Here is a 25,681-nt window from a genome sequence, read left to right as displayed (position 1 = left end):
ATTATAACGAGATCCACGCGGATACTCCACGTTAAACCCATCACGAATAAGATAAAATGTCAGCATTACTCAACTATAAGCAGGAAGGCCAAGGCCAAACAGTTGTTTTGATTCACGGATTGTTTGGTAGTTTAAGTAATCTGGGTCTACTCGCCCGCGATCTTATTAAAGATCACACGGTGATCAGTATTGATCTGAGAAATCACGGCCTCTCTTTCCACTCCGAAGTCCATAACTATACCGATATGGCAAAAGATGTGGCTCAGCTCCTTCAGCACTTAAACGTTGAGCCATCTATTGTTATTGGTCACTCCATGGGCGGAAAAGTCGCGATGGCTCTTGTGGACATTGCGCCAAATGTAGTCAAGCAGTTAGTGGTTCTCGACATGGCGCCTGTTGCCTACACTACGAACCGTCACGATAATGTTTTTAACGGCTTACATGCTGTTATTAATGAAAAACCAGCAAATCGACAGCAAGCCATGGATATCCTAGCTCAACATATTGAACTCGATGGTGTAAGACAATTTCTCTCTAAATCACTGTACAAAAATGGCGATAAGATGGATTGGCGGTTTAATGTACCGAGCCTTTTTGAGAATTATGACCAAATTATTGGCTGGCAAGAAATCACACCAACAGATATCCCAACTTTGTTTATCAAAGGCGGCGACTCTGACTACTTAATGCCAGAACATCAGCCAGCAGTGAAGCGACAATTTAACCATGCTAAAGCACACATTATCGCTGGCACTGGTCACTGGTTACACGCCGAGAAACCGACAGAAGTAATGAGAGTCATTCGAAAATACATTTCGAGTTAACAAATTCGAAAAGCAACACTAGATTATTGAAATAACCCTTCTTGTAGTGCATTAACTTTACCGTTTAACAGTGGTATAGTGCGCCCAAGATTTTTCGGCATGAAGGGCTAAAATGCTTTACGACTATATGGATATGCTCGAGTCTATTGGACTCGATCTTCTTTTTGCTGCTATCTTTTTTTTCATCGGGATGGCGATAAAAGATGTACTAAAGCAAGGCAATGTACCTGTTTTTGGTCGTCGTATTGTGTGGTTAGTCCTTTTCCTAGGCTGTGCTGGCTTTATTGCAAAAGGTGTAATTCAGCTAACTTGGGAAGGCTCAGGGTTAGGTTAAACCCTTAGTAGCATCGCCAATAACAAACAATGTAAAGGTATAGACTCTATGGCAAGTGTAGGTATCTTCTTCGGTAGCGACACAGGTAATACTGAAGCCGTTGCAAAGATGATTCAAAAGCAACTAGGTAAACATCTAGTTCACGTTCAAGACATCGCGAAAAGCAGCAAAGAAGACATTGATAACTTCGATCTTCTTCTTCTAGGTATCCCAACTTGGTACTACGGCGAAGCACAATGTGATTGGGATGACTTCTTCCCTGAGCTTGAGCAAATCGACTTCTCTACTAAGCTAGTGGCTATCTTTGGCTGTGGCGACCAAGAAGACTACGCAGAATACTTCTGTGACGCGATGGGCACAGTCCGTGATATCGTTGAATCTAAAGGCGGCACAATTCTTGGCCATACCTCGACAGAAGGCTACGAATTTGAAGCGTCTAAAGCACTTGTTGAAGGTGACGAAAGCCAATTCGTAGGTCTATGTATTGATGAAGACCGCCAACCAGAATTGACTGACGAGCGTGTTGAAAGCTGGGTTAAACAGATCTATGAAGAGATGTGTTTAGCTGAGCTAGAAGGCTAATCAAATTGAATGATACAAAGACCTCCACTTGGAGGTCTTTTTGTATGTATTGTCACACAGCATCGGTAAGTACTTCCTCTTCGCGATACTGAGGTTTCTTTCTTACATAAAGCTTGCGTTGAACCTCTGAAACCACATTCCCCTGTTTATCTTTTACATGAGTAATAAACTCAGGAAAACACTTTTCTCCATTCCGTGTCATTTGATAAATGTTTTCCAGCATCCCTTCAGTGACCTCAAATTCTGCAAACAAATCACTTTGCCCCGGCTTAATAAAGTTAATGCTTGCCTCTTTATCCCACACATAATATTCCTCTCGTAGAATCCCCATCAGCATCAACGAGTAAATAGGATCAGTTAAAGAGAAAATACTGCCGCCATATTGGGTGCGATTGGCATTTTTATTCCACCAGCGAAGCTTTAAACGTACCTTTACAGTACGGAAGTCTTGAGAAATATGTAAGATTTTAATACCCGCCCCCCAAAAAGGAGGCCAAATATTGAGTGCGAACTTTACAATTCCTGGTTTGTATATCTTCGCTAGTCGCCTATTCATCGCTATCCCTGCCCTCTCCAAGCTTAATGTTACACAATTGTAACTGGTCAGAGCTGTAATATAATGGACCTGTTTCTAATTTACAAAAAGATTCTATTAACCCTTTGAAGTTCGTGGTTTAATGTTCCGAACGCTTATCCTATAATGGTAGGAAGATTGAATTCTGTTAAATCGCTGCAGATGATCCAACGGGAAAGTATATGTCAGATAATAATCAGGCGCTGAAGGATGCGGGTTTAAAAGTAACCCTTCCGAGGCTAAAAATTCTAGAAGTACTTCAGCAGCCAGACTGCCAGCACATCAGTGCTGAAGATTTGTACAAAAAGTTGATTGATCTAGGTGAAGAAATTGGCCTAGCAACTGTTTACCGAGTTCTAAACCAGTTCGACGATGCTGGTATTGTAACTCGTCACCACTTTGAAGGTGGAAAGTCAGTCTTCGAATTATCGACTCAACATCACCACGACCACCTAGTGTGCCTAGACTGTGGTGAGGTAATTGAATTTTCTGACGATCTTATTGAAGAACGTCAAAAAGAGATTGCAGCTAAGTACAATGTCACACTAACAAACCACAGCTTATACTTGTACGGCAAGTGTAGCGATGGTGGTTGTAAAGACAATCCAGATGCACACAAACCGAAAAAATAAGGGTTTGTTAATTTAAAAAGTAAACGTCAGCACATGCTGGCGTTTTTTGTTTCTAGAAGTCAGTACCTTAGACGTCAGTACTTTGGTTACAGAACAAAAGCTACTAAACACCCATCTTTTTTCTCCACAGTTTTGCACATCTATATAGCACTCTGTGGGATTAGGTATAAAAAATGCCAGCGTTTGCTGGCATTTTTCTCAGCATTAATTGAGATTATTGATTCTCAATTTTTGCCCAGGTATCACGTAGACCAACCGTGCGGTTGAATACTAGATTATCTGCTGAAGAGTCTTTCGAGTCTGCACAGAAGTAACCCATACGTTCAAACTGGTAACCTTTTTCTGCTTCTGCAGAAGCTAGGCTAGGCTCGACGAAGCCATTGATCACAACTAATGATTCAGGATTGATAGTAGAAGCAAAATCTTCCGCTGCGCCTGGGTTTGGCACCGTAAATAAACGATCGTACAGACGAATTTCCGCTGGAAGAGCTTTATCAGCTGACACCCAATGAATAACGCCTTTCACTTTACGACCATCTGCTGGGTTTTTACCTAGCGTATCTGCATCGTAAGAACAGAAGATCGTTGTGATGTTGCCTTCGGCATCTTTTTCAACGCGCTCAGCTTTGATCACGTAAGCACCACGTAAACGAACTTCTTTACCTAGCACTAAACGCTTGTACTTTTTGTTCGCTTCTTCACGGAAGTCTTCACGCTCAATCCACAATTCACGCGTGAATGGCACTTCACGCACGCCCATTTCAGGTTTATGTGGGTGGTTGGCAACTGTCAAGTTTTCTACTGCGCCTGCTTCAAAGTTTTCGATAACAACTTTAACAGGATCCAGTACAGCCATTGCACGCGGAGCGTTCTCGTTTAGGTCATCACGAATACAAGATTCTAATGAACTAAACTCGATCATATTTTCTTGCTTCGTTACACCAATACGCTTACAAAACTCACGAATAGATGCAGGTGTGAAGCCACGACGACGCAGACCTGAGACAGTCGGCATACGTGGATCATCCCAACCATTAACCAGTTTTTCAGTAACTAGCTGGTTAAGCTTACGCTTAGACATCACTGTGTATTCAAGGTTTAAACGACTGAACTCGTATTGATGTGGACGGCTTTCGATCGTGATGTTGTCTAGAACCCAATCGTACAGACGACGGTTATCCATGAATTCAAGCGTACAAATAGAGTGCGTAATGCCTTCTAATGCATCAGAAATACAGTGCGTAAAGTCGTACATTGGGTAAATGCACCACTTATCACCAGTTTGGTGGTGCGTAGCAAAACGCACACGGTATAAAACTGGATCGCGCATGACCATGAATGAAGAACCCATGTCGATTTTAGCACGAAGACACGCTTTACCTTCTTCAAATTCACCAGCGCGCATTTTTTCAAACAACGCCAAGTTCTCTTCAACAGAACGGTCACGGTATGGACTTGGTTTACCTGGCGCCTTTAGTGTGCCGCGGTATTCACGAATTTGCTCTGGACTTAGCTCATCTACATACGCTAAGCCTTTGTTAATCAATTCAATTGCATATTCGTAAAGCTTATCGAAGTAGTTTGATGAGTAACATACTTCACCACTCCACTCAAAGCCCAACCAGTTTACATCTTTCTTGATAGACTCAACGTATTCGATGTCTTCTTTTTCAGGGTTTGTATCGTCGAAACGCAGATTACATTGACCCTGGTAGTCCTGAGCAATACCGAAGTTCAAACAGATAGACTTAGCATGACCGATATGCAGGTAGCCATTTGGCTCCGGCGGGAATCGAGTATGCACGCTAGTGTGTTTACCATCCGCTAGATCTTTATCAATGATCTGGCGAATAAAGTTTGATGGACGAGCATCAGCTTCACTCATCTATAGCACCTCAAAAATATTAGTATTGTCAGAGAAAACGGAACCCTGTATCCAAGTATGGTTTCACAGAGTACATTGTTCCTAATGATCCACAATTCTGAGCAATTAGACAACAAGAACTCGCTCTAAAACGACAATATTTATCGAGTTAGCGTGAAAGCAAAGCAGATTCAAAGGGCTTAAACGAAAAAAGGCCTCCTGCGGAGGCCTTTTGCGATGTTGTAGTATCAATTGTTTGCAATACCAATAACAAACAATCACACCACTATTAAACAGTTAAGCTGGTAGCTGAACACCACTTAAGTCTTCATCTTTAGATACATTCTTCATCTCACCAGCAACAATCTCTGCTAGTGGACCAAGAATAACTTGTAGGTTGTTTGTACCTAGCTTCACAACTCCCATAGCTCCAAGATCTTTCAGAGTTTTCTCATTGATAACGCTCATATCTTTCACAGAAAGGCGCAAACGAGTAATACAGGCATCGATAGAACTTAGGTTGTCATGACCGCCAAGTGCTTTCAAGTACTGACGAGCAAGCTCTGAAGAATTGCTTGATCCAGCCACGTTAGATGAAGCTTCTTCATCATCTTCACGTCCCGGTGTTTTAAGGCCAAACTTAACAATCACGGTACGGAACACGAAGTAGTAAACCGCAAAGAAACCAAGACCTTGTACAATGAGCATGTACCAATTTACCGCTAGCGGGTTACGAGTCGACAATACTAAGTCGACTAAACCAGCAGAGAAACCGAAACCTGCAATCCACTGCATTGATGCCGCGATATAAACTGATAGACCAGTCAGCGCTGCGTGAAGAACGTACAGTCCTGGAGCAAGGAACATGAATGCAAATTCAAGTGGTTCTGTTACACCTGTAAAGAATGAAGCAAACGCAGCTGCAATCATGATAGATGCCACTTTCTCTTTATTCTTTGATTTCGCAGTATGGTACATCGCTAGAGCAGCACCTGGTAAACCAAACATCATGATTGGGAAGAAGCCCGCTTGGTACATCCCCGTAACACCTACCGTTGCCGTGCCTTCAGCTAATGATTTCGCACCGCCAAGGAAGTTTGGAATGTCATTAATACCAGCAACATCAAACCAGAACACTGAGTTTAGTGCATGGTGCAGACCAACAGGAATTAGAAGACGGTTGAAGAATGCGTAAACACCTGCACCTGCTTCACCCATACCTTGAATGCTTTCACCAAAACTGACCAGACCGCCGTAAACTGATGGCCAAACGTACATCAGGATGAACGCAATAACGATACCAGCAAAAGACGTTAGGATCGGTACAAGACGCTTGCCAGAGAAAAACGCCAGTGCTTTGTGCAGCTCTACGTGAGAAAAACGGTTGTACAACTCAGCAGAAACAATACCAACCAAGATACCGACGAACTGGTTATTGATTTTACCAAATGCAGCAGGTACTTCACTTGGGTCAATGCCTTGAATTTGTGATACTGCACCAGGGGCCAAAAGCGTTGTGACAACTAAGAAGCCCACGAAACCTGAAAGTGCAGCGGCGCCATCTTTGTCTTTAGACATTCCGTAAGCAACACCAACAGCGAACAATACTGACATATTGTCAATGATCGCTGCACCAGCTTTAATAAGAAATGCAGCAAGTGCACTGTTTGCGCCCCAGCCATTTGGGTCGATCCAGTAGCCAATACCCATGAGTATTGCTGCTGCAGGAAGTGTGGCAACCGGCACCATAAGCGCCTTACCCACCTTCTGGAAGTATCCGAGAATGTTCACCTTAAGTTCCCCCTATAGGATTAGATGTTATGTTGAATGACTTATTTCAGCCGTCCAATTTAGTCATCCTAAGTTTATGATATTAATTTTGCTCCGCAAATTAAAAGCTCACCGTTTGTGATCATAATCACCACAATTTGCCCTTTCGGAAGGTTTTTGCTAGCGAGATCATAAAACTTATTTTATTATACGAAAAAATGGCGTTTTAAAGATAATATTCTCGCACTTTATGCAAGGCAGAATCAGTGTTATTTTGGTATCTAGGCGGGTAAATCACTGTAACTTTGCTCTGAAAAAGAATCATAAAAAACCATACAATTATTACTTTTCAGTTAGTTACTATGACAATAACATCGATAAAACGCGACTTGCTGTATGTGACTCGTTATCTAATTCAGTGATACAAACTAAGTACCCATATGACTGAAGCAGTCTCTACTTAGATAACGATATAGAAATTGAATTCTCATCTATAAGGACTAGCTGACTATGTACGCGCTAAGTAACTGTAAAATTTATACCGGTAGTGATGTTCTTACCGATCATGCGGTCATCATCGAAAACGATCTTATTCAATCTATTGTGCCGGTTTCTGAGCTACCTCAAAGCATCGAAGTAAAAGACCTTGCAGGCGCTAATCTAAGTCCAGGCTTTATCGATCTGCAGTTGAACGGTTGTGGCGGTGTAATGCTAAACGATGCAATTACCCCTGAAACCATGCAAATCATGCACCAGGCAAACCTCAAATCTGGCTGTACTAGCTTCCTGCCAACACTCATTACATCATCTGATGAAGATATGCGAGCTGCAATTGCCGCAGCTCGTGAGTACCACAACAAATATCAAAATCAATCGCTTGGTTTACACCTCGAAGGTCCTTACCTTAACGTCGCGAAAAAAGGCATCCATAACGTCGATTTTATTCGCCCATCAGACGAAAGCATGATCGACCTTATCTGCGCAAACGCCGATATCGTAGCGAAAGTAACACTAGCACCTGAGCATAACGACCCAGAGCATATTGCGCGATTAAAGGCTGCTGGCATCGTGGTTTCAATTGGCCACACAAATGCAACCTACGCCGAAGCACGTAAAAGCTTTGAAGCAGGCATTACTTTTGCTACACACCTCTTTAATGCAATGACACCAATGGTTGGTCGTGAACCAGGAGTTGTTGGTGCAATTTACGATACTCCTGACGTATACGCTGGCATTATTGCTGATGGTTTTCACGTCGACTACGCAAACATCCGAATTGCTCATAAAATCAAAGGTGACAAGCTTGTTTTGGTGACGGATGCCACAGCTCCAGCAGGTGCTAACATTGATCACTTTATTTTTGTCGGTAAGAAAGTATATTACCGAGATGGTAAGTGTGTTGATGAAAATGGCACGCTAGGCGGCTCAGCTTTGACAATGATTGAAGCAGTTCAGAATTCAGTTGAGCACGCGGGGATCGCTTTAGACGAAGCTCTACGAATGGCCACGTTATACCCAGCAACAGCAATTGGTGTTGAGGATCGCCTTGGCCGAGTTCGAAAAGGGATGGTTGCAAACCTGACTATTTTCGATCGTGACTTTAAAGTAAAAGCGACGGTTGTTAACGGACAATACGAGCAAAATTAAGCATGAATGGCGGACAGATTGGTAATGTAGATTTAGTAAAACAGCTTAACAGCGCTGCGGTATATAGGCTGATTGATCAGCAAGGTCCTATCTCCCGTATTCAAGTCGCGGACGTGAGTCAGCTCGCGCCTGCTAGTGTTACCAAAATAACCCGCCAACTTTTAGAGCGCGGCCTTATTAAGGAGGTCGCCCAACAAGCTTCAACTGGTGGTCGTCGTGCGATCTCTTTGACTACTGAAGTCAAACCTTTTCATTCGATTGCCGTTCGCTTAGGTCGAGATTACGTACAGTTCAGTTTATACGATTTAGGTGGTACCGCGCTGGCAGAAGATCAGCATGAACTGCACTACACTAACCAAGCAGACTTAATCGCAGGACTTATCGATTTATTAAAAGATTTCGTAAGCCGTTGCGAAGACAAAATTGATCAACTCATCGCTATCGGCATCACTTTACCGGGCCTTGTTAACCCAACAACTGGCGTGGTCGAATACATGCCTAATACCGATATCGATAATCTTGCTCTCGGTGAAATTGTTGGAGAGAAGTTTAATACAGCATGCTTTGTTGGCAACGACGTACGTGGCATGGCGTTGGCTGAGCACTACTTTGGAGCAAGCCAAGACTGCCAGGATTCTATTTTGGTTAGCGTCCACCGCGGTACTGGCGCAGGTATTATCGTTAACGGCCAGGTTTTTCTTGGTTTTAACCGCAACGTCGGTGAAATTGGTCATATCCAAATCGACCCGCTTGGTGAGCAATGCCAATGTGGAAACTTTGGCTGTTTAGAAACCGTAGCTGCAAACCCAGCGATTATTCAACGAGTGAAGCAACTGATTACTCAAGGATACGAATCAAGCTTAACCGACCTTGAAAACATCACAATTGAATCGGTATGTCAGCACGCAATGAATGGTGATGAACTTGCGAAACAGAGTTTAGTGCGAGTGGGCAACCAGCTAGGTAAAGCGATTGCGATTACGGTTAACTTATTTAATCCACAGAAAATTGTAATTGCTGGCGATATTACTGCAGCACAAGATATTGTTTTCCCTGCAATTCAACGCAACGTAGAGAATCAATCTCTTAAAACTTTCCATAACGACCTCCCTATCGTGGCTTCTCACATTGATAAGCAGCCAACGATGGGCGCATTTGCGATGATTAAACGCGCTATGCTAAACGGAGTTTTGTTACAAAAGTTACTGGAAGACTAAGTTTATACAACCAATTGAGTTACAATCTCGGGCTGTGTTTTCACAGCCCGTTTTTGTATATCAGGAATACAGCTCAACAGTATGGAAATTATTCTAATTACAGCCGCTTTTTTAGCTGGTTTTATTGCGCTTAAATGCAGCCTCCCTCCCCTCGTTGGTTTTCTACTAGCTGGATTTGGCTTGCATGCATTTGGTTACCAAAGCAATGACGTTATTGTCACTCTCGCAGATCTTGGTGTTACTCTTCTTCTGTTTACTATTGGACTCAAACTCGATGTAAAAACCCTGCTGTCCAAAGAAATATGGGGAGGGGCAACCGCCCACAACATACTCTCTACCGCTTTTTTTGCCCTAGCGTTATCCGGCTTAAAACTACTGGGCTTGACTTCGCTAGCCAGTATGGACGGCAGCCAAATCCTGCTTTTAGCTTTTGCACTATCGTTCTCTAGTACCGTTTTTGCCGTAAAAGCATTGCAAGAAAAAGGCGAAATGAACGCGACCTACGGCACACTCGCGATCGGTATCTTGGTTATGCAAGATATTTTTGCCGTAGTATTCCTGACTGCTTCAACCGGAAAAGTCCCAGAATGGTATGCCATCGGTTTGTTCGCACTGCCTTTCCTTCGTCCCCTATTCTATAAGCTGCTCGATAAAGTTGGCCACGGCGAAATGCTGGTGCTATTCGGTATTTTCTTCGCGCTTGTTGTCGGTGCTGGGCTATTCGAGTTGGTTGGGATGAAACCAGACTTGGGCGCGCTAATTTTAGGCATGCTACTCGCAGGTCACCCAAAAGCCTCAGAACTATCCAAGTCATTATTCAATATGAAGGAGCTCTTTTTAGTCTGCTTCTTTTTGAACATTGGTTTATCCGCCTCATTGAGCGTGAATGGCGTCGTTCTCGCCCTGCTATTTATCTTACTGCTACCAATCAAAGGACTCTTGTACTTCGTCACTATTAATCATTTTAAGTTTCGAGTACGTACCTCTTTGCTCGCCTCTTTATCACTATTTAACTACAGTGAGTTTGGTCTTATTGTTGCTGGGTTGGCCTATAAAATGGGCTGGATGCCAAGTGATATGCTTGCTGCGATTGCGGTTGCGGTGTCGGTATCCTTTGTAATTTCCGCGCCACTTAACCGCCTTAGCCATAAAATTTATCAACATTCAGGTAAGTGGCTGCAAGAGACAGCGGTAGAAAAGCTCAATCAACGCGACCAACTCATCAACCCAGGTCATGCCCAAGTATTGATCTTAGGTATGGGGCGTATTGGAACGGGCGCTTATGATGAGCTACGTTCACGCTATGGCAAAATTTCATTGGGTATAGAAATTCGTGAAGACGCTGCACATCATCATCGTTCAGAAGGAAGAAATGTGATTTCTGGTGATGCCACCGACCCGGATTTCTGGGAGCGAATTTTAGATACAGGTCATGTAAAACTGGTTCTGCTTGCAATGCCACATCATCAAGGTAACCAAACAGCACTTGAGCAGCTTAAACGCAGAAAATATAAGGGGCAAATTGCCGCTATCGCCGAATACCCAGATCAATTGGAAGGCTTACTTGAAAATGGCGTTGACGCAGCATTCAATATTTATAGTGAAGCTGGTAGCGGTTTTGCTCGACACGTCTGTAAACAACTTCAACCTAAATTCACACCAATTAAATAAGCAACAGCACTGATATTTTTCGGAAGGCTTTCTATTGATAGAAAGCCTTTTTTGTATAGTTTTTATACCAAACCTTGATCTCATTCACCAAAACAACGGTTGAGTTAAATATTTTCCATACAACAAGGCCTTTTATCATTTTTTTAATCACAAAACGTTGCTTTTTTTATTAGTAATGGCAAATTTAAACCATACCGATTAGAAATTGTTTAGTTTAGTAAGGATGTAGTATGTGTTCAGTATTTGGCATTTTAGACATTAAAAGCGATGCGGCCGCATTGCGCCCTATCGCATTAGAGATGTCGAAAAAACTTCGTCACCGTGGCCCAGACTGGTCTGGGATTTACTCTTCAGAGCGTGCTATTTTAGCGCACGAGCGCTTGGCGATTGTTGGTCTAAATAGTGGTGCACAGCCGCTATACAGCCCTGATAAGAAGCTCATCCTTGCCGTCAATGGTGAAATCTACAACCATAAAGAAATTCGTGCTCGTTACGAAGGAAAGTACGAATTTCAAACCGATTCAGACTGTGAAGTCATTCTTGCACTTTACCAAGATATGGGTGCAGATCTCCTTGAAGAACTAAACGGTATTTTCGCTTTTGTGCTCTACGACGAAGAAAAAGATGAGTATTTAGTCGGACGTGACCATATTGGTATTATCCCTCTTTATCAAGGTCACGATGAGCATGGTAACTACTATGTGGCATCAGAGATGAAGGCTCTTGTTCCAGTATGTAAAACAGTAAGTGAATTCCCTCCTGGTAGCTATTACAGCTCTAAAGATACTGAGCCAACACGTTACTATGTTCGTGACTGGAACGAGTACGCAGCAGTACAAGGTAACAGCACTAGCAAAGAAGAATTGACGGAAGCGCTAGAAGCGGCTGTTAAACGCCAACTAATGACTGACGTGCCTTACGGTGTACTTCTTTCGGGCGGTCTAGATTCTTCTATTACATCTGCGGTAGCAAAACGCTTTGCAGCGATGCGTATTGAAGATGATGAAAAGTCTGAAGCTTGGTGGCCTCAACTGCACTCTTTTGCTGTTGGCCTAGAAGGCGCGCCTGACCTGAAAGCCGCTCGCGAAGTTGCCGACCAAATTGGTACCGTTCACCACGAAATGACGTACACGATTCAAGAAGGTTTGGACGCGATTCGTGACGTGATTTACCACATTGAAACGTATGACGTGACGACTATCCGCGCATCAACACCTATGTTCTTAATGGGTCGTAAGATCAAAGCGATGGGTATCAAGATGGTATTGTCTGGTGAGGGCGCTGACGAAATCTTTGGTGGCTACCTTTACTTCCACAAAGCGCCAAACGCGAAAGAGTTCCACGAGGAGACTGTGCGTAAACTGCTTGCTCTGAACATGTTCGACTGTGCTCGTGCTAACAAGTCGCTGGCAGCATGGGGAGTTGAAGGACGCGTACCTTTCCTAGATAAAGAGTTCATAGATGTAGCAATGCGCTTGAACCCAGCAGACAAGATGTGTGGCAACGGTAAAATGGAGAAACACATCCTTCGTGAGTGCTTCGAGCACTACCTGCCAGAATCGATCGCATGGCGTCAAAAAGAGCAATTCTCTGATGGCGTTGGCTACAGCTGGATCGATACGCTGAAAGAAGTAGCGGAACAGAAAGTGACAGACCAGCAGATGGAAACAGCTCAATATCGATTCCCATACAACACGCCAACGACAAAAGAAGGCTACGTGTACCGTGAAATCTTTGAAGAGTTATTCCCACTTCCATCAGCAGCAGAGTGTGTACCAGGAGGCCCTTCAGTAGCGTGTTCTTCAGCGAAGGCGATTGAATGGGATGAATCGTTCCAAAACTGTGTTGACCCATCAGGTCGTGCAGTACAGACCGTTCACAACGATTCATACTAATTCTCTACGATAAAGATAAGGGTTGGTTCGTCCAACCCTTTTAAAACAGACAAAAAATTAGATACGATCAATTAGATACGATCAAAAAGAGGTGCTTTTGCACCTCTTTTTATGTTTGATGGAATTAGGCTATTTTAAATCTAAATCACTATTGTCTATGCTGACAGGCACACGCTTGGTGATCATCTGAACTAGCATAATTGAGCGTTTCTCACCATCTTGTTCTTGGAAGATGGCATCTATGCCCGCAAATTGACCGCTTTTAACTCTAATTTGATCGCCTGGTTTTGGCATGCATTCAGAAACGGTATTGTCATTACAACACTTTTCTAGCTGCATCAATTCGAAGACCAAGTCACCTTGAACTTCTTTCGGTTGAGCACCAAAACGCACAAAGTCAACAACACCTCGAGTAGAGCGGACTGAGGTGAAGTTTGGCCCTTGCTCATAATCAAAGTAAGCAAATACGTAACAAGGAAACAGCGGTTCCTCGACTTTTTGTCTTTTCCCGCGCAAAATCTTCTCAACTTCTACAGTTGGATAAAAGCACTCTACACCTTGATTTTCAAGGTGTTGTTTCGCCCTAACCTGCTCCCCACGTTTACAATAAAGTAGATACCAACGTTTCATCTTTTTACTAGCCAATTCTATTTTGTTTTTATCCTAGCATTAAGCCAAAGTTGAGTCATTGATATTCAGTTTATCTATAAAAGTATGATTATACATCGCTCGCATTAACGACATTTTTTCAGCAACTTACGATAAAGAAGTCCATAGGCAAAAATGGAAATTAAGTTTGTAACACAACCAATACACCATTATATAATCTGCAAATCCAATCAAAAACAGCCACTTAACAAACAAAAATAGTCGAATGGCAAAGTTTTATTATTTGTCACTCATTGAATTGCATTGTATACGTAGAAGTCGTTAAAAAATGTAATAACTATTATTAGAAGAGCTTATGTCAAACCAACATCAATATTTTGGTCATCCACGTGGCCTGTTCTTATTATTCGGTACTGAACTGTGGGAACGCTTTTCTTACTACGCAATGCGTGCCATTCTCGTGCTTTACCTTACTGATACAACAATGAATGGCGGCCTTGGCTGGTCAACCAAAGACGCATTAGACCTATACGGCATATACACAGGGCTTGTGTATATCACGCCTCTTATCGGTGGATACCTAGCAGATAACTATTTAGGTCAACGTCGCTCAATTTTGCTTGGTGGCGCGTTAATGGCCATCGGCCAGTTTACTCTTGCACTTCCTGCTGATGCTTTAGGTATTGGTTCGCTACACAGTTTCTATTTAGGCCTTGGTTTACTTATCACTGGTAACGGTCTCTTTAAGCCAAATATCTCAACCATGGTTGGCGACCTTTATCAAGAAGGTGACAACCGTCGTGACGGTGCATTCACTATCTTTTATATGGGTATCAACTTAGGTGCATTACTTGCCGGCGTCGTTTCTGGCTCTGTGACAACCTCTTACGGTTGGAAAGCTGGCTTTGTTGCCGCTGGTGTGGGTATGCTGGTTAGCCTAGTGATGCAAATGGTACTGGCTCAATCATGGCTTGGTGATATTGGTCGCGAACCAGCGGCGAAACGAGATCTAAACAACAAAAACGCCACCACGAAGCAGCCACTCACCAAAGAAGAAGTGAATCGACTAAAAGTAATTCTGGTCATGAGCTTATTCACTATTGTCTTCTGGGCAGGCTTTGAACAAGCTGGTGGTCTGATGAACATCTACACTCAACAATATACTGATCGCATGATTGGTGGTTTCGAAGTTCCTGCTGCGTGGTTCCAATCACTAAACCCATTTTTCATTATTACTCTAGCGCCAGTTCTGGCTGTCCTTTGGGTAAAATTGGGTAAACGTGAACCTACTTCGCCAGTGAAATTTGCGATGGCACTATTTTTCTTGGCGATTGGTTTCCTTTGTATGGTTGGCGCAGTGCTAGAACAAGGTGGAGATACAACAGTAAAAACATCGATGTTATGGTTGGTCGGCGCTTTCTTCTTCCACACATTAGGCGAGCTGTGTTTATCACCAATTGGTCTTTCATTGGTAACTAAATTAGCACCGCTTCGCTTAGCTTCACTTATGATGGGTGCATGGTTTGGCTGTAATGCGATTGCTAACTATGTTGCGGGCTATGTGGGCTCTCACGTAGGCGAGTTAGGCGCTATGGCTATCTTTAGTGGTATTGCGGTCAGCGCAACCGTAAGTGGCGTAATTTTGCTCCTATTCTCTAATACACTCGTTCGCTGGATGCATGGCGCTGAAAATACGCACAGCACGGCAGAGCAAGTAGAAGAGCAGCAAGTACAAGTTGCTTGATCGCTCAACTAAACGTAGAAAGGGTCGCTATTGCGACCCTTTTTTGTATCTAAAGTTTAGATTGAACTAACTCAACCATCATCTCGATATGAAGTTCACTATCGTTCAAACAAGGGATGTAGGTAAAGTTTTCGCCACCAGCTTCAAGGAAAATCTCTTTACACTCTTCCGAGATCTCTTCCAACGTCTCTAAACAATCTGACGAAAATGCAGGGGTCACAACATTAATATTTTTCACACCCTTTGCAGGAAGTGCCTCTAGGGTCTTATCGGTATAAGGTTGAAGCCACTCTTCTCTCCCAAATCGGGACTGATACGTCATGCCAATTTGTTGTTCGCTTAAACCTAACGCTTTCCCAAGCAAGCGAGTCGTCTCTTCACAATGCTGTGGGTAAACATCACCATTGTCAGCATAGCGTTTTGGAATACCATGATAAGAACACAGCAGGTAATCTCCCTGACCATTCTTTTGCCAATGTTCACGAACTGAATGCGCTAACGCTTCAATGTATTTCGGGTGATTGTAATAATCACGAATAAAGCTAAAGCCTGGCATCACAGGCAGGTTCTTAAATGCTTTAGTGATTCCGTCAGAAACCGCTGCCGTTGTTGTGCCCGAGTATTGCGGATACAAAGGTAAAACAATGACTTCATCAACGCCTTGCGCCAATAGGGCTTCAAAGCCTGATTGCAAACTTGGGTTACCATACGTCATACCAAGCTCTACAGGTATATCAAGCTTTTGTGCTAACTTTTCCGTTTGGCGTTTAGAGTACACCATCAACGGCGAGCCCTCTTCCATCCATACTGATTGATAGAGTTTGGCAACTTTAGGAGCTCGGATAGGAAGGATAACGCCGTGCAATAGTGGACACCAAAGCCATCGAGTCATGTCTACCACTCGGTGATCATGAAGAAACTGACTTAAAAAGCGCTTTACGGCAGGAGCGGTTGGTGCGTCAGGAGTTCCCAGGTTAACTAGAAGTACACCCTGTTTATTATTCTCTTTCATAACATCCTATTCATGGTAAACGGCTTGGTTCATATATTTAAGTAACCTCGAAGTAACGAATAGCCGAGCTGAAGTTAATTAGATATATGTTTACGAGTAAACTAAAAAAAGCGACCACTTGGGCCGCTTTCAATATATCAAAATATTAAATTTTTGACTTCAGCAAATTAAGATAGTGCTTTCTCGATATCCGCACTAACTTCAGCTACTTGCTTAGTACCATCAAACTTAAGGTACTTAGTCTTGCCTGCTTCAGCTTCTTTGCCGTAGTAGTTGATTAGCGGTGCAGTTTGCTCGTGGTAAACACCTAGACGAGCACGTACTGTTTCTTCTTTGTCGTCATCACGAACAACAAGATCTTCACCAGTTACATCATCTTTACCTTCCACTTTAGGCGGGTTGTAAACCACGTGGTAAGTACGACCAGAAGGAAGGTGAGCACGACGACCAGCCATACGCTCAACAATTACATCGTCTGCAACGTCAAATTCGATAACGTAGTCTACGTCTACGCCCATTTCTTTTAGGCCGTCAGCTTGAGGGATAGTACGTGGGAAACCATCTAGTAGGAAACCGTTTGCACAGTCTTCTTGAGCGATACGCTCTTTGATAAGACCAAGGATGATTTCATCAGAAACTAGCTGACCAGCGTCAATAACAGCTTTAGCTTGTTTACCAAGCTCTGTACCTGCTTTGATAGCAGCACGAAGCATATCACCAGTAGAGATTTGTGGAATACCGTATTTTTCCATGATGAAGTTTGCTTGTGTGCCTTTACCTGCACCTGGAGCACCTAGAAGAATGATGCGCATGATTTATCCTCTTTAATATTTAAGATTTATACCGAAGCTCACAATAGCTGACCTCTTAGACATCAAACCTGAGAAGCACCTGCAACGATAAGTTTCGGTATAACGTATATAGGCGAGCAAAAATACACGCCTTATTACTCACATTCAAGTCGCAGATTCTATCACAGGTTCTCTGAGCAAAGAGTGTATTAAGACTAAAGAATGTTAACAGTACCCTCTTTCACGCCCTATTGATTATTAACTCAGCACTTGAGATGCAAAATTTTGCGACAACAAACAAAAAGCTCGCGAAATGCGAGCTTTTTGATTTGCAGAGGTTATTACACCTTAGTCAAAAGTTGATTAACGGCTCCTAAGAACTCTGTTGGATCCTCAATAGAGCCTCGCTCCGCTAGCATTGCCTGACCAAGCAGAACTTCAACCCAGCGACCAAACGCTTCTTCATCGGCTTCGTCAGCCATACGCTTAACCAATTCGTGCTCAGGGTTTAGCTCAAAGATGTATTTCACTTCCGGCACAGCTTGACCAGCTGCCGCAAGAAGCTTCGCCATTTGAGTGCCCATTTCGTAATCGTCCGTTACCACAACAGCAGGCGTAGATGCGAGTTTGAAGGTCGTACGAACTTCTTTCACACGATCGCCTAGGTAAGACTTCGTGCGCTCTACAACCGACTTGAACTCTTCTTCGGTTTCTTTTTGCTTCTCTTTTTCTGCTTCATCTTCAAACTGACTTAGATCAAGCCCAGCCTTAGTGATTGACTGGAACTGTTTACCATCAAACTCAGTTAAGTAGTTCATCAGCCACTCATCAATGCGGTCGTACATCAAGATAACTTCAATGCCTTTCGCTTTGAACTGTTCTAAGTGAGGGCTGTTTTTCGCAGCTGCATAGCTGTCTGCCGTCAAGTAGTAGATCTTATCTTGACCTTCTTTCATGCGCTCAACGTAAGACGCCAAGCCCACAGTTTGCTCAGAAGAGTCCACTTCAGTTGAAGCAAAGCGCAATAAACCTGCAACTTTCTCTTTGTTTGCAAAGTCCTCCGCAGGGCCCTCTTTCATCACAAGACCAAACTCTTTCCAGAATGATTGGTATTTCTCTTCGTCATTCTTGGCCATACGCTCGAGCATCGTTAGCACGCGCTTAGTACAAGCATTACGTAGAGACTGAGTCACTTTATTGTCTTGTAAGATCTCACGCGATACGTTTAGCGGTAAATCGTTTGAGTCTATTAAACCACGTACGAAGCGTAAGTATGACGGCATAAATTGCTCTGCATCGTCCATAATGAATACGCGCTGTACGTAAAGTTTTAAGCCTGATTTGTGGTCGCGGTTCATCATATCCCAAGGTGCTTTCGATGGGATGTATAGTAAGCTCGTGTAGTCGTTTTTACCTTCTACACGGTTATGACTCCAGACCAATGGATCGGCAAAGTCATGTGATACGTGCTTGTAGAACTCTTGATACTCTTCTTCTGAAATATCAGATTTGTTACGCGTCCACAGTGCTTGGGCTTTGTTGATTTGCTCCCACTTTTTCTCATCTGTTTCCTTGCCTTCGTCATCACGAACGACAGTTTGGATTGAAACAGGAATGCCGATGTGATCAGAGTACTTACTGATAACGTCACGTAGACGCCACTCATTCAAAAACTCTTTACCCTCTTCACGCATATGAAGAATGATGTCGGTACCACGTGACTCTTTGGTAATGTTTTCGATGGTGTACTCACCTTCACCCGCTGAGTGCCATTGTACCGCTTCATCAGCGGCTAGACCCGCAGCGCGAGTGCGCACGGTAACGGCGTCAGCAACGATAAATGCCGAGTAGAAACCAACACCAAACTGACCAATAAGCTGAGAGTCTTTGCTCTGCTCTTCAGATAGCTTTGAGAAAAACTCAGCTGTACCAGATTTTGCGATTGTTCCTAAGTGCTCAATCACATCATCACGGCTCATACCGATACCGTTATCAGAAATGGTTAAGGTATTTGCGCTTTCATCAAACGACAGTTTCACGCAAAGGTCTGCATTACCTTCGTATAGATCTGGGTTAGATAACGCCTGAAAGCGCAGTTTGTCTGATGCATCTGATGCGTTAGAGATCAGCTCGCGCAAAAAGATCTCTTTATTTGAATAAAGAGAATGGATCATTAAATGCAGTAGTTGTTTTACTTCTGATTGAAAACCACGAGTTTCTTTATTTTGAGATACGGTTTCGCTCATGTGTGCTCCATAACATCTAAACTAATTGGCTTTTTCATAGGGACAAGTTTGTGACTTTCCCCTTGAAATCACCTTACCGAGATGTCATTTAACATGTGGCTGACAAATGTAAATTCAAGGTCAATATTGCTAAAAACGGTGTTTTTTTAGAAAATTTTAATTATCCTACCCGTCTAAAAGCATCTAAAATGTCGTGCGCACTCCAAGCGCCCCGGTAATTTTGTGACATAAATCACCATAATTACAACATCATCCATCTAAGAAGAACTAAATGACTAACATTGGCACCAAATTTCTACTTGCTCAAAGGTTCACCTTTGATCCAAATAGTAATTCGCTCGCTGACCAACAAAACGGCAACGACGTTGTACGATTAGGAAGCAACGAAAGCCGTATACTTCTGATGTTGGCAGAGAGACCAAACGAAGTTTTAACCCGTAACGAGCTTCACGAGTTTGTTTGGCGTGAGCAAGGTTTTGAGGTGGATGACTCAAGCCTGACTCAAGCGATTTCTACTCTGCGTAAGATGTTGAAGGATTCAACAAAATCTCCAGAGTTTGTTAAAACGGTACCTAAACGTGGCTACCAACTCATTTGTTCAGTGGAACGCTTGAGCCCATTTTCTACTGACTCTAACACTGACGTTGAAGAAACCGCTTCTGAACACGAAGCGCCAGCAGTGGAGTTAGAAGCGAGCGATACACCACCAACAGAGATAGTGACCGATACTACTGCTGATATTGAGCCTCAAGTAGAGCCGACTAAAACTCAGCCGAAGCCAGCATCTAACACGATTAACTGGCTACCGCGTGTCATTATCTTTTTGTCTCTGCTGCTTCCTGTTTGCGTATTGTTATTCACGAACCCTGCGGAATCCCAATTCCGTCAGATTGGTGAGTATCAAAGTGTACCGGTGATGACACCTGTAAATCACCCTCAAATCAACAACTGGTTGCCTTCAATAGAGCAATGCATTGAGCGCTACGTGAAGCACCATGCAGAAGACTCGTTGCCAGTGGAAGTGATTGCCACTGGTGGACAAAATAACCAGCTGATTCTGAACTACATTCATGACAGTAACCACTCTTACGAGAACGTAACACTGCGTATTTTCGCAGGTCAAAACGATCCAACAGACATCTGCAAATAAAGGAGGCCAATATGAAGATTAAATTAGCATCTGCGGTTTTGGCCGTATCCGTTCTTTTCAGTAGTTGGTTGTATTGGGGAAGTGACCTAAAAGTGGAGCAGCTCCTCACAGCAAACGAATGGCAGTCGACCATGGTGACAGTCATTACAGACAGCTTGCCTGACGATACTGTCGGCCCACTACGCCGAGTTAATGTTGAATCAAACGTGAAATATCTCCCTAATGGTGACTATATTCGCGTAGCAAATATCAAACTATTCGCTCAAGGTTCAACCGCAGAATCAACGATAAATATCTCGGAAAAAGGCCGCTGGGAAGTAAGTGACAACTATTTGTTGGTCTCGCCTTCGGAGTTTAAAGATATTTCATCTTCTCAATCAAAAGACTTTTCCGAAGCACAGCTACGTTTGATTACTCAAATTTTTAAGCTAGATGCGGAGCAAAGTCGTCGTATTGACGTCGTGAACGAAAAAACACTATTGCTCACTAGCTTGAACCACGGTTCTTCGGTACTGTTTAAAAACTAATTTTGATTGGATGATAAGGGGGCAAGACGCCCCCTTTGTTTTGCTTATGGATTGGCTAGATACCCTTACCCTTTTTTTCGGTTCACTAATCGCCAACACGCTGGCTTCACTTTCCGGTGGCGGAGCAGGCTTGCTTCAATTCCCTTTACTCATCTTTCTCGGCTTACCGTTCTCCGTTGCGCTAGGCACACATAAAGTGGCTTCGGTCGCTTTAGGCTTAGGCGCAGCAAGCACGCATTTAAGATCAGGCACTATTAAATGGAAAATCGCGCTCTACCTTATCTTGTCCGGTAGTATTGGCGTGATTTTAGGGGCTAACTTAATTGTACAGATCCCTGATGGTATCGCGGAAAAGATGCTCGGTACGATGATCCTAGCGCTAGGTATCTACTCGCGATTTAAGACATCGCTAGGCCAAGCTGAAGTAATACGCAACCATCATCCTATTGGTTGGGTTATTGGTGGAATTGGCTTACTGTTTATCGGCATCATTAACGGATCTCTTACCGCAGGTTCTGGTTTGCTCGTGACACTATTTTTGGTGCGCTGGTTTGGTTACGACTACAAACAAGCCGTTGCTTACACCATGATTTGTGTCGGCCTGTTTTGGAATGGCATTGGAGGCATTGCCGTCGCACAGGCAGGGACCCCTATTCACTGGGCTTGGCTGCCTGTTTTATTGTTAAGCTCATTTCTAGGCGGCAGTTTAGGCGCATGGGCCGCGACTCGATACAGTAACAGAGTGATTAAAGTTGCATTCGAAATTCTCACGTTTGCCGTGGGCATCAAGTTGCTGGTTTAAAAAGATTAAAAGGAAAGTTTCATGGATAAAGCAATCATTGATATTTATTACTGCCGCCAGTGCAACTGGATGTTGCGTTCAACTTGGCTATCGCAAGAATTACTGCATACTTTTAGCGAAGAAATAGAAACAATCAGCTTACACCCAGACACAGGTGGTCGCTTCGAAATTTTCTGTAATGGCCAACAAATTTGGGAACGGAAAAAAGACAGCGGCTTTCCTGAAGCCAAGGTGCTAAAACAGCGCGTTAGAGACATTATCGACCCAGAACGCGATTTAGGACATTCAGACACAAAATAGGGAGCAATTCGCTCCCTATTTTTTTACTTAGTAAAACCGTTAAATCATGGTTTGTGCTAATACTTCGCCTTCTGGCGTTTTTACCGTTAGCTTATTGTCTTCTAGAGTACCAAAGCTTCTCGGTAAGCCATTACGTGGGAATGTCATCGAGCCTGGGTTGAATATAATGGCTCCGTCTTGCATCTCTGCGACGGGAACATGTGTATGACCGTGGGCGATGATATCACCTTCACGCAGTGGCGGCCGTTTTTCAGAGTTGTACAAGTGACCATGAGTCAAAAAGATTCTCTTGCCAGATTCAAGTAGCACCCATGAGTAATCCATCATCATTGGAAACTTCAATAGCATTTGGTCTACTTCACTATCACAGTTGCCACGTACAGAAATAATTTGATCACTGTATTGGTTCAATAAGTCTGCTACCTGTGGAGGGTTGTAGCCTTCCGGAATAGGGTTTCGCGGCCCATGGTTTAGCGTATCTCCTAGCAAAATCAGGTGGTGCGCACCAGAAGCCAAAAATAGATCAATGGTTTCTTTAGTTGCTGGCAAAGAGCCATGCAGGTCTGAGGCAAAAAATAGTTTCACGACATCGTCTCCTCAAAAAGTATGAGGTCATTCTACGGCATTTTTTTAGCAGCTCAACCTACGACGGTTTGAATACTACTGATAGCGCAATGATTCAATGACCATAGGCAAAACATAGAACCATGCTGCATACGCTGTTCCAACCAACACCAGTATCCAAAACACCATCGACATAAATTTTGATTTGGCTAGATGGTGCAGCGGATCGGGCTCTCCGCATCCTGGACATGCATGAGCGCGTTTTGAGATTTGTTTCTCACACACGGGGCAAGAGACTAAAGGCATGATACAGATTCCTCGACATTAGGCTTAGGGCGCAAAGAATAATGGTGAATTAACACATATGCAACCTAACATATATTAAATATTTTAGTTCTTTGTAACAGTCGCTGACTTGAGAAAAAATTCGTTGATTTTTCATTTATATCAACCTATTACACTTCTTCTCGCACCATACCATTGATGACAATATTGTTATAACTCACCATCCCAATGACCTCGCCACTTTCAATGACCGGCGCTCTGCTTATGCCAAATCGCTCAAACAAACGGGCACAATATTTTACGTTCATATCTGGTTCGACACACAAAGCGGGCTTGGTCATGATTTCATAAATATTTGTGCGCTGAGGAGAACGATTATTCGCCAGCACCTTTTTGGCGATATCATTCATCAACACGATGCCATATTCATCATTATCATCTCGCTTTTTCACCACCAGCGCTTTGACTTGGTATTTTTTCGCTAGCGTTATGCCTTCGTATACGGTCATCAGTCCATCAACCATTACATACGTTGCCGCCATAACATCTCGAACTCTAATTATCGTTTGATCACTCATAATTCATCCTCGACTACTTTGGTCAATGTCTCGACTTGATGCGCGACACCGACTGCATCTTCAATATCGATCTGAACAGCAATCCCCTGTCCCGACTCTCTGTCAAATTCACCAACCTCATTAATGGTCTCTAATATGTGTCGAGATAGATGTTCCTCGACCACAAACAGCAGCACATCTTTTTGCACTTCTAGCGTTAAACCAAAAAACGTTCGCTTTTGATTTAAACCTTGCCCGCGAGCATTGTTAATCACTGTTGCACCGGTCGCACCAGCATCGCGTGCAGCGTCCAACACCTTGTCTGTTTTGCTGTCTTCAACAAACGCAAGTATCAATTTAAAGCGCATTTTCTTCTTCCTCCGAGACGTTTTTATTCAGCCACTGGGTTATTTGCGCATAGCCCATCACAGAGATCATAGGAAATAGACTGGCAAACGCGATCAAGCCAAAGCCATCAATCATTGGGTTTCTTCCAGGGACGGTCGAAGCAAGCCCTAACCCTAATGCAGTTACAAGTGGGACAGTGACGGTAGAAGTTGTTACGCCTCCAGAATCGTAGGCGAGTGGAACAATAAGCTTAGGAGCGTAAAACGTTTGAATCACAACGACGATGTAACCCGCGATGATGTAATAATGAATGGGATCGCCCACGACAATCCGGTAACTCCCTAATGCAATACCAATTGCCACCCCAAACGCAACGGCTACGCGCAAGCCGTTAATACTGATACTGCCTCCAGAGACTTGGTTTGCTTTTATCGCTACAGCGATTAAAGAAGGCTCTGCAATCGTGGTACTAAAGCCTATAAAAAAGGCGAAGGTGTAAACCCAATAGTAGTCGACCCACATTAAGGCTTTCCCTACAGATACTTTGAACTCTTGTAAAAACTCCGGCTCCGTTAATTGCACAGCCATCGTCTCCCCAAGTGGAAACAACGCCATTTCTAATCCAAGTAAAAAAAGAGCTAGCCCGAGAATCACATAAACGAACCCAAGCAAAACTTTCTTAAGGTTGCTAACAGGACGCCTTAACACCGCTAACTGAAAACCAAAAATAATGCTGGCGATGGGAACGACGTCTCGAACGGTCGATAATAAAGTGTCTAGGAAATGATCAATTGAAATCATGTTACGACCATTCCGTAAACCATCACAAACATCATCGGTAACAGCGAGGCAAAAGCGATTAAACCAAAGCCATCCACCATAGGGTTGCGCCCTTTAATAGAAGACGCTAAACCGACGCCCAGTGCAGTGACCAAAGGTACTGTTATGGTGGACGTTGTTACACCTCCTGAATCGTAAGCGACGCCAATAATGGCTTCAGGTGCAAACCACGTCAGTATTACAACGCCTACATAGCCACCAATTATCATGTAATGAATCGGCCACCCTTTTAAGATACGCAAAACGCCGATAACGATGGCTATCCCCACAGAGAGAGCTACTGTTACTCGAAGTCCTTCTCCGTAATCCTGCATGGACTGCTCTGAGTTAGCGATCATTCCGCCCTCTGCCGCAACTTCTGAGGCTTCTTCCGCTACCGCGGTCAATGCAGGTTCAGCTATCGTGGTGCCAAACCCCAAACAAAACGCAAAGACTAATAACCAAAACACGCTGCCTTTTTTTGCAAAGGCTTGAGCCATACTCTCTCCGATAGGAAAAAGACCAAGTTCTAGGCCAAAGATAAAAAAGGTTAATCCTAAAACGACAAGCAACAAGCCAAAAAGAATGGAGACCAGGTTGGGCAGCGGCTCTTGCAAAACGACTAATTGGAAAAAAGTGATAACAATGATGATGGGTAATAAGTCACGAGCACTATTGAGGAGCGCTCGAAAAAGCGCAACAAATGCTTCCATGCCTATCCTCCTTGATTGTGCAAACTGATTACGCCATTCCAATGAGCGATAACTTCTAGTCTGGCATAGATTTCACTCTTCTACCGTGAATGCACTAGCGCCATCTATAACATTTAGTTACATATTTTCTAATATGTGAAGTTAATAGTATCTCTGCCAGCTTGTCACTATCCCAGAAATAATGGTGTTGAGATGATCAAGCTA

Annotated in this window: 26 protein-coding genes; 13 read left to right on the top strand and 13 right to left on the bottom strand. The window is 43.4% G+C overall.

Annotated elements, in window-relative coordinates:
- The first annotated feature begins 56 nt into the window (after positions 1-56).
- From R8N47_RS18445 to fldA, 3 genes are all read left to right on the top strand, one after another.
- Positions 57-824 (top strand): alpha/beta fold hydrolase, encoded by a 768-nt coding sequence (locus R8N47_RS18445; protein ID WP_017819953.1) that lies wholly within the window; start codon positions 57-59, stop codon positions 822-824.
- 112 nt (positions 825-936) lie between these two features.
- Positions 937-1,158 carry a DUF2788 domain-containing protein gene (locus R8N47_RS18440; protein ID WP_005393038.1) on the top strand — a complete coding sequence of 74 codons (222 nt, stop codon included), beginning with the start codon at positions 937-939 and terminating at the stop codon, positions 1,156-1,158.
- Between the two features lie 48 nt (positions 1,159-1,206).
- Positions 1,207-1,740 (top strand): flavodoxin FldA, encoded by a 534-nt coding sequence (fldA, locus tag R8N47_RS18435; RefSeq protein ID WP_005382146.1) that lies wholly within the window; start codon positions 1,207-1,209, stop codon positions 1,738-1,740.
- Between the two features lie 52 nt (positions 1,741-1,792).
- On the opposite strand, the gene R8N47_RS18430 is transcribed toward fldA, so the two are convergent.
- Complete coding sequence (locus tag R8N47_RS18430) at positions 1,793-2,296, bottom strand: DUF4442 domain-containing protein (protein ID WP_005382144.1); 504 nt, start codon at positions 2,294-2,296, stop codon at positions 1,793-1,795.
- A 200-nt stretch (positions 2,297-2,496) separates the two neighbouring features.
- Between R8N47_RS18430 and fcrX the strand changes: the two genes are divergently transcribed.
- Positions 2,497-2,946: a ferric iron uptake transcriptional regulator FcrX gene (gene fcrX / locus R8N47_RS18425; RefSeq protein WP_005382141.1), complete on the top strand. Its 450-nt coding sequence runs from the start codon at positions 2,497-2,499 to the stop codon at positions 2,944-2,946.
- A 214-nt stretch (positions 2,947-3,160) separates the two neighbouring features.
- Here fcrX and glnS read toward each other — a convergent pair whose 3' ends face one another.
- Complete coding sequence (glnS, locus tag R8N47_RS18420) at positions 3,161-4,831, bottom strand: glutamine--tRNA ligase (RefSeq protein ID WP_064353709.1); 1,671 nt, start codon at positions 4,829-4,831, stop codon at positions 3,161-3,163.
- 276 nt (positions 4,832-5,107) lie between these two features.
- Positions 5,108-6,601, bottom strand: coding sequence for an N-acetylglucosamine-specific PTS transporter subunit IIBC (nagE, locus tag R8N47_RS18415; RefSeq protein ID WP_005384985.1), 1,494 nt, complete (start codon positions 6,599-6,601; stop codon positions 5,108-5,110).
- A gap of 489 nt (positions 6,602-7,090) precedes the next feature.
- Between nagE and nagA the strand changes: the two genes are divergently transcribed.
- From nagA to asnB, 4 genes are all read left to right on the top strand, one after another.
- Positions 7,091-8,227: an N-acetylglucosamine-6-phosphate deacetylase gene (nagA, locus tag R8N47_RS18410; protein WP_064353708.1), complete on the top strand. Its 1,137-nt coding sequence runs from the start codon at positions 7,091-7,093 to the stop codon at positions 8,225-8,227.
- 2 nt (positions 8,228-8,229) lie between these two features.
- Entirely contained in the window at positions 8,230-9,444 is a 1,215-nt protein-coding gene (nagC, locus tag R8N47_RS18405; protein ID WP_017634816.1) for a DNA-binding transcriptional regulator NagC, read from the top strand.
- 81 nt (positions 9,445-9,525) lie between these two features.
- Positions 9,526-11,115, top strand: a complete 1,590-nt coding sequence (locus R8N47_RS18400; protein WP_005384981.1) for a cation:proton antiporter family protein — start codon at positions 9,526-9,528, stop codon at positions 11,113-11,115.
- Positions 11,116-11,345: 230 nt separating this feature from the next.
- Positions 11,346-13,010, top strand: a complete 1,665-nt coding sequence (gene asnB / locus R8N47_RS18395) for an asparagine synthase B (RefSeq protein ID WP_005384979.1) — start codon at positions 11,346-11,348, stop codon at positions 13,008-13,010.
- A gap of 129 nt (positions 13,011-13,139) precedes the next feature.
- On the opposite strand, the gene rfaH is transcribed toward asnB, so the two are convergent.
- Positions 13,140-13,640 carry a transcription/translation regulatory transformer protein RfaH gene (gene rfaH, locus R8N47_RS18390; RefSeq protein WP_005382098.1) on the bottom strand — a complete coding sequence of 167 codons (501 nt, stop codon included), beginning with the start codon at positions 13,638-13,640 and terminating at the stop codon, positions 13,140-13,142.
- 334 nt (positions 13,641-13,974) lie between these two features.
- Here rfaH and R8N47_RS18385 point away from each other — a divergent pair, with 334 nt between their 5' ends.
- Positions 13,975-15,363, top strand: a complete 1,389-nt coding sequence (locus R8N47_RS18385) for a peptide MFS transporter (RefSeq protein WP_005382097.1) — start codon at positions 13,975-13,977, stop codon at positions 15,361-15,363.
- Positions 15,364-15,412: 49 nt separating this feature from the next.
- Here R8N47_RS18385 and hemH read toward each other — a convergent pair whose 3' ends face one another.
- The 3 genes from hemH to htpG form a co-directional block, all read right to left on the bottom strand.
- On the bottom strand, positions 15,413-16,375 hold the full coding sequence (gene hemH, locus R8N47_RS18380) for a ferrochelatase (RefSeq protein ID WP_064353706.1): 963 nt from the start codon (positions 16,373-16,375) through the stop codon (positions 15,413-15,415).
- 167 nt (positions 16,376-16,542) lie between these two features.
- Positions 16,543-17,187 carry an adenylate kinase gene (gene adk, locus R8N47_RS18375; RefSeq protein ID WP_005382094.1) on the bottom strand — a complete coding sequence of 215 codons (645 nt, stop codon included), beginning with the start codon at positions 17,185-17,187 and terminating at the stop codon, positions 16,543-16,545.
- A 320-nt stretch (positions 17,188-17,507) separates the two neighbouring features.
- Positions 17,508-19,412 carry a molecular chaperone HtpG gene (htpG, locus tag R8N47_RS18370; protein ID WP_017819957.1) on the bottom strand — a complete coding sequence of 635 codons (1,905 nt, stop codon included), beginning with the start codon at positions 19,410-19,412 and terminating at the stop codon, positions 17,508-17,510.
- Positions 19,413-19,683: 271 nt separating this feature from the next.
- On the opposite strand from htpG, the gene R8N47_RS18365 reads away from it, so the two are divergent.
- Genes R8N47_RS18365 through R8N47_RS18350 form a run of 4 tightly spaced genes read left to right on the top strand, consistent with a single transcriptional unit; the run spans position 19,684 to position 22,191 of the window.
- Positions 19,684-20,562 carry a transcriptional regulator gene (locus R8N47_RS18365; protein ID WP_064353705.1) on the top strand — a complete coding sequence of 293 codons (879 nt, stop codon included), beginning with the start codon at positions 19,684-19,686 and terminating at the stop codon, positions 20,560-20,562.
- Between the two features lie 11 nt (positions 20,563-20,573).
- On the top strand, positions 20,574-21,089 hold the full coding sequence (toxS, locus tag R8N47_RS18360) for a transmembrane regulator ToxS (RefSeq protein ID WP_005382091.1): 516 nt from the start codon (positions 20,574-20,576) through the stop codon (positions 21,087-21,089).
- A gap of 46 nt (positions 21,090-21,135) precedes the next feature.
- The gene (locus R8N47_RS18355; RefSeq protein WP_064353704.1) at positions 21,136-21,891 is read left to right on the top strand and encodes a sulfite exporter TauE/SafE family protein; all 756 of its coding nucleotides are present in this window, start codon (positions 21,136-21,138) and stop codon (positions 21,889-21,891) included.
- A 21-nt stretch (positions 21,892-21,912) separates the two neighbouring features.
- On the top strand, positions 21,913-22,191 hold the full coding sequence (locus tag R8N47_RS18350) for a SelT/SelW/SelH family protein (protein WP_005382088.1): 279 nt from the start codon (positions 21,913-21,915) through the stop codon (positions 22,189-22,191).
- A 39-nt stretch (positions 22,192-22,230) separates the two neighbouring features.
- Here the strand turns inward: R8N47_RS18350 and yfcE are convergent, their stop codons facing one another.
- The 6 genes from yfcE to R8N47_RS18320 form a co-directional block, all read right to left on the bottom strand.
- Positions 22,231-22,776: a phosphodiesterase gene (gene yfcE / locus R8N47_RS18345; protein WP_005389637.1), complete on the bottom strand. Its 546-nt coding sequence runs from the start codon at positions 22,774-22,776 to the stop codon at positions 22,231-22,233.
- A gap of 75 nt (positions 22,777-22,851) precedes the next feature.
- Positions 22,852-23,061 carry a hypothetical protein gene (locus R8N47_RS18340; RefSeq protein WP_005382086.1) on the bottom strand — a complete coding sequence of 70 codons (210 nt, stop codon included), beginning with the start codon at positions 23,059-23,061 and terminating at the stop codon, positions 22,852-22,854.
- Between the two features lie 149 nt (positions 23,062-23,210).
- Positions 23,211-23,618, bottom strand: coding sequence for a CBS domain-containing protein (locus R8N47_RS18335; RefSeq protein ID WP_005382085.1), 408 nt, complete (start codon positions 23,616-23,618; stop codon positions 23,211-23,213).
- Entirely contained in the window at positions 23,615-23,965 is a 351-nt protein-coding gene (locus R8N47_RS18330) for a P-II family nitrogen regulator (protein WP_054578025.1), read from the bottom strand. The genes R8N47_RS18335 and R8N47_RS18330 overlap by 4 nt, the downstream gene beginning before the upstream one ends.
- A complete protein-coding gene (locus R8N47_RS18325; RefSeq protein WP_064353703.1) occupies positions 23,955-24,746 on the bottom strand; it encodes a DUF1538 domain-containing protein in 792 nt (263 codons plus the stop codon). Before R8N47_RS18325 ends, R8N47_RS18330 begins: the two co-directional genes overlap by 11 nt.
- Positions 24,743-25,477 (bottom strand): DUF1538 domain-containing protein, encoded by a 735-nt coding sequence (locus tag R8N47_RS18320; RefSeq protein WP_005382077.1) that lies wholly within the window; start codon positions 25,475-25,477, stop codon positions 24,743-24,745. The genes R8N47_RS18325 and R8N47_RS18320 overlap by 4 nt, the downstream gene beginning before the upstream one ends.
- Between the last annotated feature and the right edge of the window lie 204 nt (positions 25,478-25,681).

This window comes from Vibrio sp. 2132-1, from assembly GCF_033344315.1.
Note: the sequence above shows the minus strand (reverse complement) of the source record. Positions and strands in the feature narration are given on the sequence as shown.